Here is a 14,357-nt window from a genome sequence, read left to right as displayed (position 1 = left end):
AGCGATGCGATTTCGGGGCCTGTTCGCGACGCTGGTCGCGGCGATGCTGGTGATCACGCTGAACGGCACCACCCCGGCGGTGGCGGAGCCGCCGGCCGGGACGTTCACCGATCTCGGTCCGACGGTGACGTCGCTGACCGTGATGGAGGGCACCTACGCGAAGTGCCCCGGCGGTTCCGACTGCGTCTACGCGGTGGTCGCCGGGGACAACACCAAGCTCAACATCATCGACGTGCGCAGCCGGGAGCTGATCAAGACGATCGCGCTGCCCGGCGCGTCCGGCGGCTGGGGCGCGACGACGGCGAGCGACGGCAGCGTCTACATCGGCAGCTACAACAACGGCCGGCTCTACCGGTACGAACCGGTGGCCGACCGGATGACCGACCTCGGCCAGCCGATCCCGGGCGAAGGGCTGCTCTACCACCTGGTCCCCGGCCCGGACGGCACGATCTACGGCGGCACGTACCCGAACGCTCATCTGTTCGCGTACTCGCCGACCGAGGGGGTCACCGACTTCGGCCGGATGGATCCGCAGCAGAACTACGTCCGCTCGGTCGCCTACGACCATGATCACGGCTATCTGTTCGCCGGGATCGGGGCGCGGGCCGGCCTGGTCCGGATCGACCTGGCCACCGGCGAGCGGACCGACATGCTGCCGGACAGCCTGGCCGGCTACGCGTTCGTCTACGACCTGGACTACGCGGGCGGCCGACTGTTGATCAAGGTCCACAACGGGCCGGACATCAAGCTCGCGGTGATGGACCCGGTCACCGGTGAACTGGTCCCGATCACCGACGAGTCGAACGGGCAGACCGCCGACCGGGTGCCGATCGCCTCCCGCGGGACCGCGCCGCTGGCGCCGGACGGCCGCTCGGTCTACTACACCGCGGCGGCCGGCAGTCTCTGGGTCTACGACCTCCAGACCAGCACCACCCGGCCGATCATGATCGACGGCGCCCCTGCCGCGGTCGACGGCGCCGGGATCGGCTTCAGTTGGCTCCCGTCGACGGAGGACCCGTCCCGCCAGGTCCTGTACGGGCTCGCCGGCAATTACGGCGGCCGGGCGTTCACGCTCGATCCGCAGGCCCAGACGCTGGAGAAGTACAGCCTGCCGTTCCAGCCGGTGCCGGTCGACCTCTCCCAGCTCCACGCCGGGCCGGACGGCGACGGCAAGGTCTACACGAGCGCGTACATCAACGGTGATCTCGGCGTCTACGATCCCGCGACCGAGAAGCTGGAGCAGTTCCCGCGGCTCGGCCAGGTGGAGGGCTGGACCTGGTACGAAGGAAAGCTCTACATCGGCACCTACCCGACCGGGAGCCTGCGCGAGTACGATCCCGCGCTGCCCTGGGGCAGCGGGAACCCGCGGACCCTGGTCAGTCTCGCCGGAGATCATCTGCAGAACCGGCCGACCGCGATGGCCGCCGCGGACGGCAGGCTCTACGCCGGCACCACGCCGGACTACGGCGAGCACGGCGGCGCGCTGACCGTTGTCGATCTTGCTACCGGCGACTACACGGTGCACCGGCACATCGTCGAGAATCAGACCGTGTCCTCGATCGCCTTGCTGGACGGCGTTCTCTACGGCGGCACCAGCATCGCGGGCGGCGGCGGAACGGACCCGATCGCGACCGAGGCCAAGCTGTTCACCGCGGATCCGGTGACCGGCGAGAAGACCGGCGAGTTCGCTCCGGTGCCCGGCGCGTACAGCATCAACGCGCTGCTGGTCGGCCCCGACGGCAATCTGTGGGGGCTGGCCGACGGAACCCTGTTCGTGCTGGACCCGAAGACGCACGAGGTGCTGTCGACGACGAAGATCTTCGACGGCAACGCCGGCGAGACCGACGGCGACCTGGTGATCGTCGGCGGGGAGTACGTCTACGGTCACTCGGCAGCCCGGCTGTTCCGGATCGACCCGATCTCCAAGAAGGCGACGATCATCAGACAGGGCGGCACCCGTCGGCTGACCGTGGATCCGCGCGGTGATCTCTACCTGCTGCACACCGGTTCCGGGACGAACATGAACCGACTGCTCCGCTACCGCCCACCGGCGGACGCCTGCCCGGATTCCGATCTTCGCCCGACTGTGTTCACTCGCGCGGTGGACAGCGGGGTCGGGAACCGCTACACCGACGACGGCTGCACCGTGAACGACCTGATCCGGGACGACCGGGACTGGCCGACCCACGGCCGGTTCGTGGCCCACGTGGCCGACGTCGCGGAGCAGTTGACCAAGGCCCGAGTGATCACCGACGCGGAGGCCGACGCCCTGGTCGCGGCCGCCGGACGGTCATGATCACCGGGCGATCAGCTCAGGCGGCATCAGCTCTGCACGGCTCATAGGGGAGAAGTGACATGGAACGACGACGGTTTCTCATCACGGCACTGGCCGCGTCCCTGGTCCCGGGGCTGGTCGGGGCGACCGAGCGGGCCTGGGCCGACGAACGGGTGGATCCCGGCCTCGGCGGGGGAGACCTGCCGAAGGGTGCGGTCGCGTTCGCCACCGATCGCTGGACGGTGGCGACCCGGAGCAAGGCGGCGCCGGCGATCGACGGCCGGCTGGACGACCCGATCTGGTCCGATGCGGCCACGATGACCGGCTTCGTCACGCCGTACTTCCTGGAGGCGATCGACGGCGAGGCCGAGGTCAAGATCGCCTACGACGATGCGTCGCTCTACCTCGCGGTGCGTTACACGGATCCCGACGGCGCCGGTTCGCTGGCCGGGATCGAGATCTTGATCAACACCGGTACGGACGGCTTCCGGCTCCCGGTGACCGTGCACGAGCCGGACATCGCGTACCGCAACGACTGGGGTCCCGGCCTGACCAACGTCACCGGAGCGGACGTCGCGACCGGAACGGTCGAGGGCGGGATCACCGCGGAGGTCGCGGTGCCGTTCAGCGCGCTCGGCGGGGCCCGAGCCGACTCGGGTGCGGAGTGGCGGATCAACGTGATCTTGCAGCACGCGATGATGACGCGGCCGCTGAGCTCCTGGACGCCGCTCCGGACGGCCACCAACTCCTACCAGGGCGGCAGCTCCGCGCCGGTGCGGGCCGAGGTGACCCAGCATGATCGACTCGGCAGCGTGTTCCTCGGCGCGCCGCCCGCCGCGGACCGGCCGGCGCCGCCGGAGCCGTACCCGATCAAGAACGCCAAGCTGACGTACGCGAGCTTCACCGAGAAGGTGATCGCCTTCGCTTCTGACGGGATCGGGCCGAAGGACCAGGTCCGGCTGGAATGGCGTTCGCCCGGCGCCGGCTGGCAGCCCGTCACCGATCCGCGGCCGGAGCGGGAGAGCCGGCAGCTGACGATCCGGTTCGGCCACCCGGGCCCGGTCCGCAAGGGGCAGTACCAGCTCAAGATCATCATCGAGCGAGGCGACCGGCGCCAGCCGGACGGGCTGGCGGTGCTGACGTTCGACCGGGTCGCGCTGATCCGGGCCGGCGACTCCGCGATCACCCTGCCCGGTCGCACCGGCAGGCCGACCACGATCAAGCGGGCCCCGGCGTCGGCCGAGGTGGAACGGTTGATCAGCTGGATCTCCGACCGCAACGGTTTCATCTTCGTCGGCATCCCGGACCAGCCGCAGCTGCACCCGAACAACCTCTACACGTTCGATCCGAACGATCCGGACGTGCTGCAGTCCAACTACACCGACGAGCGCTACCCGAACCATCCGGACTATCCGGAGGACAAGTCGATCACGGTCACCAACCGGCTCGGCCAGCAGCAGGAGTACCGCTACTACGAGGATCCGGGCACGAAGCGGCGGTTCTTCCTGACCGCGCACCTGTGGTTCCGCCGTCGCGAGTACGTCCTGAACCGGCTGCCGGACCTGGCCAAGACCGACCCGCTCGGCGCCGCCCGGGTGATGCACCGGTTCGCCCAGGTGTACCCGGGCTGGGTGCCGACCAACGAGTACCCGTGGTTCACCCGACCGACCGAGCCGGCTTCGCTGCCGGTCAACTACTACTGGGGCGGCACCTGGAGCCGCTGGTCGGCCAGCGAACTGAACACGTTCCGCAACCTGCCCACCGCGTACGCAATCGTCGCCGGGACGAACGCGTTCGACGTGCTCGGCGACGAGGTCGGCGAGGACGTCGCGGCCAAGATCAAGAACGAGATGCTGCTGCCGTCGGTCGAGTTCTACCGCAGCTACGTGATCTTGTACCACAACATGGACTACACGAACGCGGTCGGCCTGATCGCGATGGGCAAAGCGTTCACCGATCCGAGCTACATCCACGAGACCGTGGAATGGGCGCGGGAGTACGGCCGGAGCACGTACCTGTTCGACGGCTACTACAAGGAGAACACGCTCTCGTACCACAACCAGGCCACCAACGGCCTGGTCCGGGTGATCGACGAGCTGGCCGGCTGGACCGACCCCGCCGGCTATGCCTCGCCACGGTCCGGCGAGCGATTCGATGATCTTGATCTCGGCGCGGAAGTCCCCGTGCTGGCCAACGCGATCGAGGTGTCGAACCGGCTCTGCTACCCCGACAGCAAGCTGTTCCCGATGAACGACACCTGGGCCTCGGCCACCGCCGGCCGGCCGCAGCACGACGCCGGGTCGTTCCTGATGCCGGCCGGCGGCGTGACCCGGCTGGCCCGCGGCCGGACGGTCGATCCGTCCGACTACTTCGGGGTGATCTTCGCCTTCCCGGAACTGGAGATCACCGCCCAGTCCGTACCGCACACGAACTATCCCGACAGCGGCACGGTCCAGCTGGAGGCGACCACGGTCGGCCAGTCGATCAGCTTCGCCTTCGAGACACCGACGGCGGGCACCTTCGATCTTGATCTGCAGCCGTTCCGGGCCGGCACGTACGGTCGCTACCGGGTGTCGATCGACGAGACCGCGGTGGGCGAGGTCGAGTTCTACGGCACCGGCGGGGTGGCGAAGTTCGAGACCGTCGGGTCCGTGCCACTGACCGCCGGACGACACGTGATCACGTTCTTCGGGGTCGGCAAGAACGACGCGTCGACGAACTTCAAGCTCGGCGTCGTACAGTTCGCGCTGCTCGACGAGGCGGCGCAGGCCGAACGCGACGCGGCCGGCGAGCCGACCGGAAACCCGGCCCAGGCCTACCTGGTGCACTCGCCGAAGTACGGCCACCATCACTACGATCCGCTCAGTCTCGCCGTGTTCGCGGAGGGCCAGGAGTTGCTGCCCGACATCGGCTACACGCATACGTTCTATCGGCAGTGGACGTTGTCGACGCTGGCCCACAACACGGTGGTCGTGAACAGCAAGAACATGATCGCGTCCGGCGCGGCCCAGCACGGCGGCAACGTCGAGATCTTCGAGCACACCGACGAGCTGGTCGAGGTGATGCGAGTCGCCGAACCGGACGCCTACCCGGAGACCTCCGAGTACGTCCGCGAGGTGTGGCAGATCGGCTTCGACGGCGCAGCGAACAACGAAGGTTATCTGCTCGACCTGTTCCGGGTCACCGGCGGTGATCGGCACGAGTACGCGCTGCACGGCGACGCCAACCGCGACGCGACCTTCGCCGCCGACGGCGAGCTCGCCGACTACGGGCCGTACCTGCTGCCGGAGGGCGTGCAGGTACGGGAGCCGACCACCGAGCTCGACCCGGGCGACGCGGAGGGCCATTACTACGGCTACATCTACGTCCGGAAGGTGAAGCGCGGCGAGGTGGCCGACGGCGCCTACGGGCTCCGCCTGAACACGATCGACGCGAAGGGCCAGAATCTTGCCGGGGCAAGGATCCTGGGGCTATCCGGTGACGGCGCGGCCGAGCTGTTCCTCGGCGAGTCACCGTCGCTGCGGGCCACCCGGACCAGCGGCACCAGCAAGGACACCAACAACGAGGCGGTCAAGTACTGGCTGCCGACCGCGGTGCTGCGCAAGGACGGCAGCAACCTGCGCAGCCAGTTCGTCACCATGATCGAACCGCACGGTCCGGGCAAGGCGACCCGGGTCGAGCGGATCGAGCGGATCGTTCCGGACCAGGCCGCGGACGGCTCGATCGCGGTCAAGATCAGCTACGGCGACGTGACCGACCTGGTGCTCAGTTCGGCCGACCCGGAGACGGCGATGACGGCCGGCGGCGCGACCCTGACCGGCAAGCTCGGCCTGGTCCGGATCGTCGCCGGCACGGTCACCCGGTTGATCTTGGTCGGCGGCACGGCGCTCAGCCACGGCAGCGCGCAGGTCGCCGGCGACGGTCCGATCACCGGCAAGATCACCGGCGTGCTGCGCCGGCCGGACGGCGACGCCAAGAACGGCTTCGTCACCGACGTCGCCGTACCGGAGACCATGATCGGCAAGACGCTGGTGGTGACCCATCCGGACGGCAAGACGCACGGGTATCCGATCAAGGCGGTCGCCGGGCAGGAGTTGGAGATCGACGGGATCGACCCAGGCTTCACGTTCAACGACGACGGCAGCACGGAGCTGCAGTTCCTGCCGTTCACCCGGTGGACCGGCGACACCACCTTCCGGATCGAGAACCAGGCGTCCTATCGGGCTTAGGGATCCTCGTGTTCGGGCTCGGGAGGCGGTGTTGCGAGGTCCGGAACGTCTCCGAGTGTTCGATCGCGGCGGACCTCCAAGGCGACGGCGTCCTCATCGGTGGCGGCCAGGACGTCGTGAAGTGAGGTCGGTGGACTGGGGCTGCGCGCTAGCTTGTTCTCGACGACGGACCTACGATCCCTCCCACTGGCTCCCTTGCTTCTTCCATGGCGTTGACGATCGAAGCTGGCGCAAGGGTCGTGGCGCGAAATCACTGCAGGTGGAGCGCTCGACGCGATTCCAAGGTTGAACCGCTCGAGTTCAAGAGAGATCGCGACACGGATCTGTGTCGGTGCGTCGGAATCGGGGATGGACGGCGACGAAGACCGTGACGGCGGCCATGATCACCGCGGAGGCGATGATCGGCAATGCGGGTTGGAGCCCGTACAGGGTGGTGCCGGCCAACGGGGCGATGACGAAGGTGAGCCCGAGGTTCGCGGAGAGCAGGCCGGCCAGGCCGCCCTGCTCCTCACGCCGCATCGCCATCGTCGGCCCGGCCAGATAGCCGGGCCCGGCGATCCCGAGGCCGAGGCCGATGATCAGCATCGACGCGATCAGGACCACCGGGCCGGCGTCCGGGATCATGATCAGATAGCCGGCGAGAGCGGCGGCCGAGCCGACCCGGAGCAGGATCCCGGGTCGCCAGCCGGTCCGCGGGACGATCACCGACTGCGCCACGATCACCCCGACGCCGGCGGCGATCAGGGCTCCGCCGGTGAGCGGGCCGGCGGCCTGCGGATCGAGGCCGAACCGGTCGATGACGATGAAACCGGTGGCCACCTGGATGAAGCCGAGCGCCGTGTAGAGACCGAATCCGGCCACCAGATACGGCCAGATCCGGCCGTCGCTTACCCGCGGCCGGACCGGCTTCTCGATCAAGGTCGTCGCCGGCTCGCGGCGCAGCTTGATGATCACCAACAGCAGCCCGATCGACAGCACCACCGGCACCGCGATCAAGGCCGTGGCCAGGCCGAAGGCCGACAGACCGCCGCCGAGCGCGGCACCGCCGACCATCGCGATCCCTTGCGCCGCGCCGAGTCCGGACAGCCACGCGACTCGCTGCTTTCCCGGTTCGGTGACGTCGGCGATGTAGGCCTGGGCCGTGGGCGGTACGGCCGAGATGGCGACCCCGAAGCCCAGACCGCGGAGCAGCACGAACAGGACGAACAGCCAGGTCCCGGCGATCATGCCGCGCATGCCGAGGATCGCCACCAGGGTGAACATGATCATGGTCACGGTGCCGAGCGCCAGCGCTCCGGTGAGCACCGGCTTGCGGCCCCAGGACTGGGATCGGCGGCCCCAGAACTGGCTGGTGCCGACCAGCATCAGCGCCGCGGCGCCGATGGTCACGCCGATCTGCCACTCGGCCAGCCCGACCTCGCGGGCCAGCGGCGCGATGATCGGGTTCAGCGTGAACTGGCCGAGGTAGGCGACGAAGACCGTCGCCAGCACCAACGGCACCTGTTGCTGTGCCGTGGCGGCCGTCGTGGTGTTCAGCGTGCCCATGCCTGATTCCGTTCTGTTTCGTGTGATCCGCTGCCGTTCGGCGGTACGAGCTCGAGGGCATGATCGGCGACCGGGGCGAGCAGCGCCTCGTCGTGACTGATCACCACGACCACAGCGCCCTCGTCGGCCAGCTCGCGGATCACCCGGGTGATCGAGGCCAGGTGCCGCCGGTCCACGCCCGAGCTCGGTTCGTCGAAGATCACGATCGGCTTGCCGGACAGTCGGGCCGCGGCGATCGCGACCCGCTGCTGCTGGCCGCCGGAGAGCGCGAGCGGGTGCCGATCCCGTACCACCAGAAGATCAAGATCGGCGAGCAGTGCGGTCACCCGCTCGTCGTCGACCGCGGAACCGCCCAGGGTCAGTTCGGCGGTCACCCGGTCGGTGAACAGTTGCCGCTGGACGTCCTGCATCACCAGCGCGCTGGAGCGCTGCCGGCGGGCCGGACCGAGCGGCTGCCCGTTCAGCCGGACCACACCGCGGTGCCGCTGCAGGCCGGTGATCACCCGGGCCAGTGTGGTCTTGCCGGCCCCGTTCGGTCCGCGCACCGCGGTCACCGCGCCGGCCGGGAAGAAGGCCCGGTCCAGCGTCAGCGTCGGCCGGCCGCGTTCGGCGCACCGTACGTCCTCGAGCCGGAGCCCGTGATCATGCTCCGGGGGAGCCGGCCGCGGCCCCGTGACCGGCGCGAGATCTCCGCGCAGGCCGGCCGACGCGAGGGTCGCATCGTCCAGGCGACGGAATTCGGCCGCCGTCCAGCCGGTCTCGACCCGGCCGTCCCGGAGCACGACGACCCGGTCCACGACGTCCCGCAACGGGTGCAGCCGATGCTCGGCGATCACCACCGCGGCACCGGCAGCGCGAAGCCGGCGCACCCCCGCCACGAAATGATCAATGGCGTCGGTGGACAGGTTCGACGTCGGTTCGTCGAAGAGGACCAGCACCGGCCGGTGGGTGACCGCGGCGGCGCAGGCCACCCGCTGCTGCTCGCCGCCGGACAGCGCTGCCAGCGGCCGCTCCAGCAGCGGCAGCAGCCCGAAGTCGGCGGCGGTGAGCTCCACCTGACGCCGGATCACCGACGGGTCGGTGCCCAGGTTCTCGAGGGCGAACGCGAGTTCGGGACCGACCGCACCGGTGAAGAACTGCCGCCGCGGATGCTGCAGCACCGAACCGGTCCGCCGGCCCAGCTCCTCCAGCGGGGTGTCCGGCACGGGCAGCCCGGCGACCCGGACCGTGCCCTGCAGGTCGCCGTCGTGGAAGTGCGGGATCAGCCCGTTCAGCAGCCGCAGAGCGGTGCTCTTGCCGGAGCCGCTGGCGCCGCAGAGCAGGACCACCTCGCCCGGCTCGACGGTCAGGTTGAACCCGCGCAGGGCCGGCTCGGTCGCGGCGGCATAGCGCCAGTGCACGTCGCGGATGTCGATCATGGTCGGGCCCAGAGCAGGGTGGCCGAGACAGCACCGGCGACCAAGATCAGGAGGAGCAGGTCGGCCGGGCCGAACCGTGGCGGGCGCATCGACGTGGGCCGGTGCCGAGAGCCGAGCCCGCGCAGCAGGGCGGCCGCGGACAGGTCCTCGCCGACCCGGAGACTCGCCGCGATCACCGGCACGGTGAACCGTTCGATGCTGCGCACCGGGTGCCGGACCAGCCCGGCCCAGCCGCCGATGCCGCGCAGCCGCATGGCGTCGTGGACGGCCGCCGCCTCCGCCGTGATCACCGGGACAAAGCGCAGCATCACCGCGGTCGGGACCGTGACGACCCGCGGCACCCGGACCGCCCGCAGCGCCGCGGTCAGTTCCGCCGGCGGCGTGCTGGCGATCAGGTGGGCGGCGACGCCGCCGACGGCGACGAACCGCAGGAAGTACGCGGCCGCGACGCCGAGCGCCCCGATCGCGGGGTGGGGCGCCACCGGCGGCAGCAGGTAGGCGACGCCGGCCAGGCCCAGCGCCGCGGCCGGCAGGATGATCAGCCGACGCCAGGCCCGCTCGGTGGCGGCCAGCGCGACGCCGAGCAGCAGGGCGGCCGGGACGAAGATCAGACCGCCGGGCGCCATCACGGTGAGGCTGGTGGCCAGCACCAGGGCCAGCTTCGTCCGCGGATCCAGGAACCCGCGATTCACGCCAGGCCGGCCTTCTCGAAGTGCTTGCGGAGCAGCCGCAGGCCGAGCAGCCCGCCGAGCAGGCCGAAGATCACGGTCGACACGTCGAACGCGATCAGCATGCCGGGCGACAGCAGCGCCTCCAGTTGGCGGACGTACTCCTGGCCCATGCCCTGCATCGCCGGGCTCGCGAAGTAGTCGTCCCGGGCGTAGAACAGCGGCATCAGCGGCCCGACGTACCAGGCCGAATAGATCGCGTACGCCAGCACCCCGGCGCGGCGGGACCGGTAGCGACCGGCCGCGACGACGACCTCGGCGCCGAGCGCGCACAGGAGCGTGATCACGAAGCTGACCGGCGGATGGCCACCGAACATGAGGATCCCGGCCGTCACGACGGCGAAGATCATGATCATGCCGGCGTGCCGGACCCGGGTCAGGAACAGCAGGAACGGGATGCCGCCGGCCACGATGCTGGCCGCCAGCGCGACCAGCATCACGGTGGGGTTGACGAAGCCGAGCATGTTGATCGCATACACGACCACCAGGTAGAGCGCGCCGAAGATCCCGATGTTGATCAAGTCCCTCGGGCTCATCCGGAGGCTGAACCGCGATGCTGCTTCGGAAGGTGCGGAGGTGGTGGACACGGGTGGGCTCCTGTCAGGGTTGCGGGATGAGGCGCCAGCCGGCCGCGTCGACCCGCTCGTTCCAGTAGCGCGCGTAGCGGCCGCCGGCGGCGAGCAGTTCGGCGTGGGTGCCGCGTTCGGCGACGGTGCCTGACTCGTCGAGCAGCAGGATCTGGTCGGCGCCGGCGATGGTCTGCAGCCGGTGCGCGACCACGACGACGGTGCGGCCGTCCCGGACGGCGGTCACGGCGTCGGTGATCGCGGCCTCGTTGGTCACGTCGAGGGCCGCGGTGGCCTCGTCGAGCAGCACGATCGGCGCCCGCTTGAGCAGTGCGCGGGCAATCGAGACCCGCTGCCGCTCGCCGCCCGAGAGGTTGCTGCCGCCCTCGCCGACCCGGGCCTGCCAGCCGCCCGGCAGCCGGTCCGCGATCTCGTCGACCCGGGCCCGGCGGGCGGCGTCGAGGACGTCCTCCTCGGATGCCGCCGGGTCGCCGATCCTGATGTTGTCGATGATCGTCGCGTCGAACAGGTACACGTCCTGGAAGACCGGCGCCACCATGGCGGCGACCTGGCGACTGCCGAGGTCGGGCAGCGCCGCTCCGCCGATCGCGACCGTGCCTCGGTCGGGGTCGTAGAAGCGTGCGATTAACCGGATGATCGTGGTCTTGCCGGAGCCGGACGGGCCGACGATCGCGGTCGTGCTGCCGGCCGGCACCTCGAAGCTCAGCTCGCGCAGCACCGGCTGATCGCCGTAACCGAAGCTGACCCGGTCGAACCGGATGGCCGAGTCGCTCGGCCGCGCCGGCGTCGTCGGCTCGGGCAGCGCGGGCTCGTCGAGCAGACCCTGGATCCGGTCCAGGGTGTTGCTCGCGATGGCGACGCCGCCGCCGAGAGCGCCGGAGTGGACGACCGGTTCGGTGAACCGGACCGCCAGCACGAGCAGCGCGACCAGGGAGCCGAGGCCGAGGTCGCCGCCGAGCGCAAGGTAGCTGCCGACGATCAATACCGCGATCACCGTCAGCTGGACGACGGCGCCGAACACGCCGACGCCGGTGCCGCCGGTGATCATCAGCGCCCGGTTCGCGGCGTGCTGATCACGCAGGGCGTCGGCCACCAGCCGCCGGGCGATCGCGTTGTCGCCGACCCCGCGCAGGGCCGGCTGGACCCGGGCGTACTCGATCACCCGGGCGGATGCGTCGCCGACCGCGGCGGCATGATCACGATCGGCCGCAGCCATCCGGCGCGAGATCCACCGGTAGCAGAGCCAGATCAGCGGCACCGCGAGGGCCAGCGTGAGGCCGATCCGCCAGTCGATCAGCAGCGCGCCGACCAGCACCGTGGCCGGGGTGATGAACGCGGTGAGGATCGGCCGGAGGATCGCGTACGGGACCGTCGAGGCGAACACCACACCGCGGGTGGCGATGTCGGCCGCGGTGCCGGACCGGTCGGTCGCGTACCAGCCGAGCGGGAGCTCGACCAGCCGGTCGCCGAGCCGGTCCAGCAGCGACTGCAGCACTTCGGTGGCGGCGCGCTGGCCGAGCAGGCTGCCGATCCGGAACACCACGCCGTAGACGAGCGCGATCACGACCAGCGTGATCAGCCAGCCGGCGGCGGTCGCCGCGTCGCCGGCGATCCAGGAGGTCAGGAACGGCACCAGGACGACGAACGCCACGCCCTGCAGGACCGCGGTGATCACGACGGTGGTGATCAAGCCGATCAGCTGCCGTCGGCCGGTGGCCGTGGTCAGCCGGAGCAGTTTGCCGATCATCCCGCCACCTCCAGCCGGCCGGAGCCGGAGCGTGCCCGACGGTAGCGCGCCCAGAGCTCCTGGTACGGGCCGCCCGCCACGGCGAGTTGATCATGGGTGCCGCGCTCGACGATCCGGCCCTCGTCGAGCACCAGCAGCTGGTCGACGCCGGTGATCGTGTGCAAGCGGTGGGCGATCACCAGCAGGGTGCGCCCGGCGGCGAGCCGGGACAAGGCCTGCTGGATCGCCGCCTCGGAGTCCGGGTCGGCGAACGCGGTGGCCTCGTCCAGGACCAGGATCGGCGCGTCGGTGAGCAGCGCCCTGGCGATGGTGAGCCGCTGGCCCTCGCCGCCGGACAGGGTCGCGTCCACGCCGATCACGGAGTCGTAGCCACGCGGCAGCCGCAGGATTCGATCATGGATCTGGGCGGCTCGGGCGGCCTGCTGGACGGCCTCGTCGTCGGCGTCCGGCCGGGTCAGCCGGATGTTGTCGCGGATGCTGGTCCGGAGCAGATACGCGTCCTGGAAGACGAAACCGATGTCGGCGTAGAGCCGCCGGCTCGCGATCGTCGACACGTCGGTGGAGCCGATCGCGACGGTGCCGGCGGTCGGGTCGTAGAACCTCGGGACCAGCCGGGCCAGCGTCGACTTGCCCGAGCCGGAGGCGCCCACCAGCGCGGTCACCGTGCCGGGCTCGCAGCGGGCGGCGATCTCGTGCAGCACCCGATGATCTTGGTCGTAGCCGAACGACACGTCCCGCAGCGCCACGTCGGAGCCGGCCGGCTCGACCGGGTCCGCCGGCTCGGTGATCGGCGGCGTCCGGAAGAACTCGGCCAGCGACTCGCGGGCCTTGGTGGCGTTCCGGAGGAACTGGGCGGTGGCGCCGAGCTGGAGCAGCGGCGCGGTCAGGCCGAGCCCGAGCAGCAGCGCCGGCAGTACGGCCAGCGGGGCGATCACCCCGGCGCCGACCAGCAGGAACCCGACCGCGCACAGATAGACCAGGACGGTCAGCGGAGAGGTGATCAACTCGATGGTGCTGGACAGGGCGGAGGTCTCGCGCATCCAGCCGTCGTAGAACCGGACGAACCGGCGCGTTTCCTCCCGATAGCGGTCGTGACTGCGGCCGGCCTGACCGAAGGTCTTCACCACCGCGATGCCGTGCACGTACTCGATCGTGGCGCCGTTCAGCCGGACCACGGATGCGTCGTACTCGACGTACTTCTGCTGGCCGCCGCGCATCATGATCGAATAGAGGACGACGGTGAGCAGCACCGGCAGCACGCTCGCCGCGGCCATCCGCCAGTCGACAGCGACCAGGTAGGCCAGCGAGATCACCGGGACGGCGATCGCCGTGATCGTGTCCTGGATCGCGTGCGCGACCAGCTGGTGCAGCGCCGCGACGTCGTTCTCGACCAGCTTCTTGACGGTGCCGGAGGAGCGCCGGTCGAACCAGCCGAGCGGCAGCGTGCGAAGGTGCCGGACGATCCGGGTCCGCAGGTCGAGTTGCAGGTCGTTGTCGGCGAGGTGGCCGATCATGGCCGAGCCGACGGCGGCGAGGAACCCGACCACCAGGGCCGCCGCCCCGCCGATCACGACGGCCCAGGCCCGCCCGGCGTCGACCGGCCCGCCGGACAGCGCCGGCCAGAGGGTGCGGACCAACTCGATGATCGCGACGAACGGCAGCACGCCGGCGACCGCGCCGACCAGGCTGAGCCCGGCGATGATCACCAGCCGGCCGCGGACAGCGCCGAACATCCGATCCGCCTCCCGAGTCTTGTTGAAAATCGTTGCCAACTATACAGAACACTGTTCTAATCGACGAACGCAAGATTCGATCTCTCAGGCAAGCC

At 70.3% G+C, this 14,357-nt stretch carries 8 protein-coding genes; 2 read left to right on the top strand and 6 right to left on the bottom strand.

Annotation, left to right across the window (positions count from 1 at the left end):
* Nucleotides 1-4 precede the first annotated feature (4 nt).
* Together BKA15_RS05590 and BKA15_RS05585 are read left to right on the top strand one after the other, a co-directional pair.
* A complete protein-coding gene (locus tag BKA15_RS05590; protein WP_179748819.1) occupies nt 5-2,296 on the top strand; it encodes an NHL repeat-containing protein in 2,292 nt (763 codons plus the stop codon).
* 59 nt (nt 2,297-2,355) lie between these two features.
* Nucleotides 2,356-6,504 (top strand): heparinase II/III domain-containing protein, encoded by a 4,149-nt coding sequence (locus BKA15_RS05585; RefSeq protein ID WP_179748817.1) that lies wholly within the window; start codon nt 2,356-2,358, stop codon nt 6,502-6,504.
* A 300-nt stretch (nt 6,505-6,804) separates the two neighbouring features.
* On the opposite strand, the gene BKA15_RS05580 is transcribed toward BKA15_RS05585, so the two are convergent.
* From BKA15_RS05580 to BKA15_RS05555, 6 genes are all read right to left on the bottom strand, one after another.
* On the bottom strand, nt 6,805-8,049 hold the full coding sequence (locus tag BKA15_RS05580) for an MFS transporter (RefSeq protein ID WP_179748815.1): 1,245 nt from the start codon (nt 8,047-8,049) through the stop codon (nt 6,805-6,807).
* Nucleotides 8,037-9,467: an ABC transporter ATP-binding protein gene (locus BKA15_RS05575; protein WP_179748813.1), complete on the bottom strand. Its 1,431-nt coding sequence runs from the start codon at nt 9,465-9,467 to the stop codon at nt 8,037-8,039. Before BKA15_RS05575 ends, BKA15_RS05580 begins: the two co-directional genes overlap by 13 nt.
* Nucleotides 9,464-10,159, bottom strand: a complete 696-nt coding sequence (locus BKA15_RS05570) for an energy-coupling factor transporter transmembrane component T (RefSeq protein ID WP_218871085.1) — start codon at nt 10,157-10,159, stop codon at nt 9,464-9,466. Before BKA15_RS05570 ends, BKA15_RS05575 begins: the two co-directional genes overlap by 4 nt.
* Complete coding sequence (locus tag BKA15_RS05565; protein ID WP_218871084.1) at nt 10,156-10,731, bottom strand: MptD family putative ECF transporter S component; 576 nt, start codon at nt 10,729-10,731, stop codon at nt 10,156-10,158. The genes BKA15_RS05570 and BKA15_RS05565 overlap by 4 nt, the downstream gene beginning before the upstream one ends.
* A 64-nt stretch (nt 10,732-10,795) precedes the next feature.
* Nucleotides 10,796-12,529 carry an ABC transporter ATP-binding protein gene (locus tag BKA15_RS05560; protein WP_179748809.1) on the bottom strand — a complete coding sequence of 578 codons (1,734 nt, stop codon included), beginning with the start codon at nt 12,527-12,529 and terminating at the stop codon, nt 10,796-10,798.
* Nucleotides 12,526-14,262 (bottom strand): ABC transporter ATP-binding protein, encoded by a 1,737-nt coding sequence (locus tag BKA15_RS05555; protein WP_179748807.1) that lies wholly within the window; start codon nt 14,260-14,262, stop codon nt 12,526-12,528. The genes BKA15_RS05560 and BKA15_RS05555 overlap by 4 nt, the downstream gene beginning before the upstream one ends.
* Between the last annotated feature and the right edge of the window lie 95 nt (nt 14,263-14,357).

It is taken from the genome of Microlunatus parietis, from assembly GCF_013407955.1.
Lineage (GTDB): Bacteria > Actinomycetota > Actinomycetes > Propionibacteriales > Propionibacteriaceae > Microlunatus > Microlunatus parietis.
The sequence above is the reverse complement of the archived record's forward strand: the minus strand, read 5'-3'. Positions and strand labels throughout refer to the sequence as shown.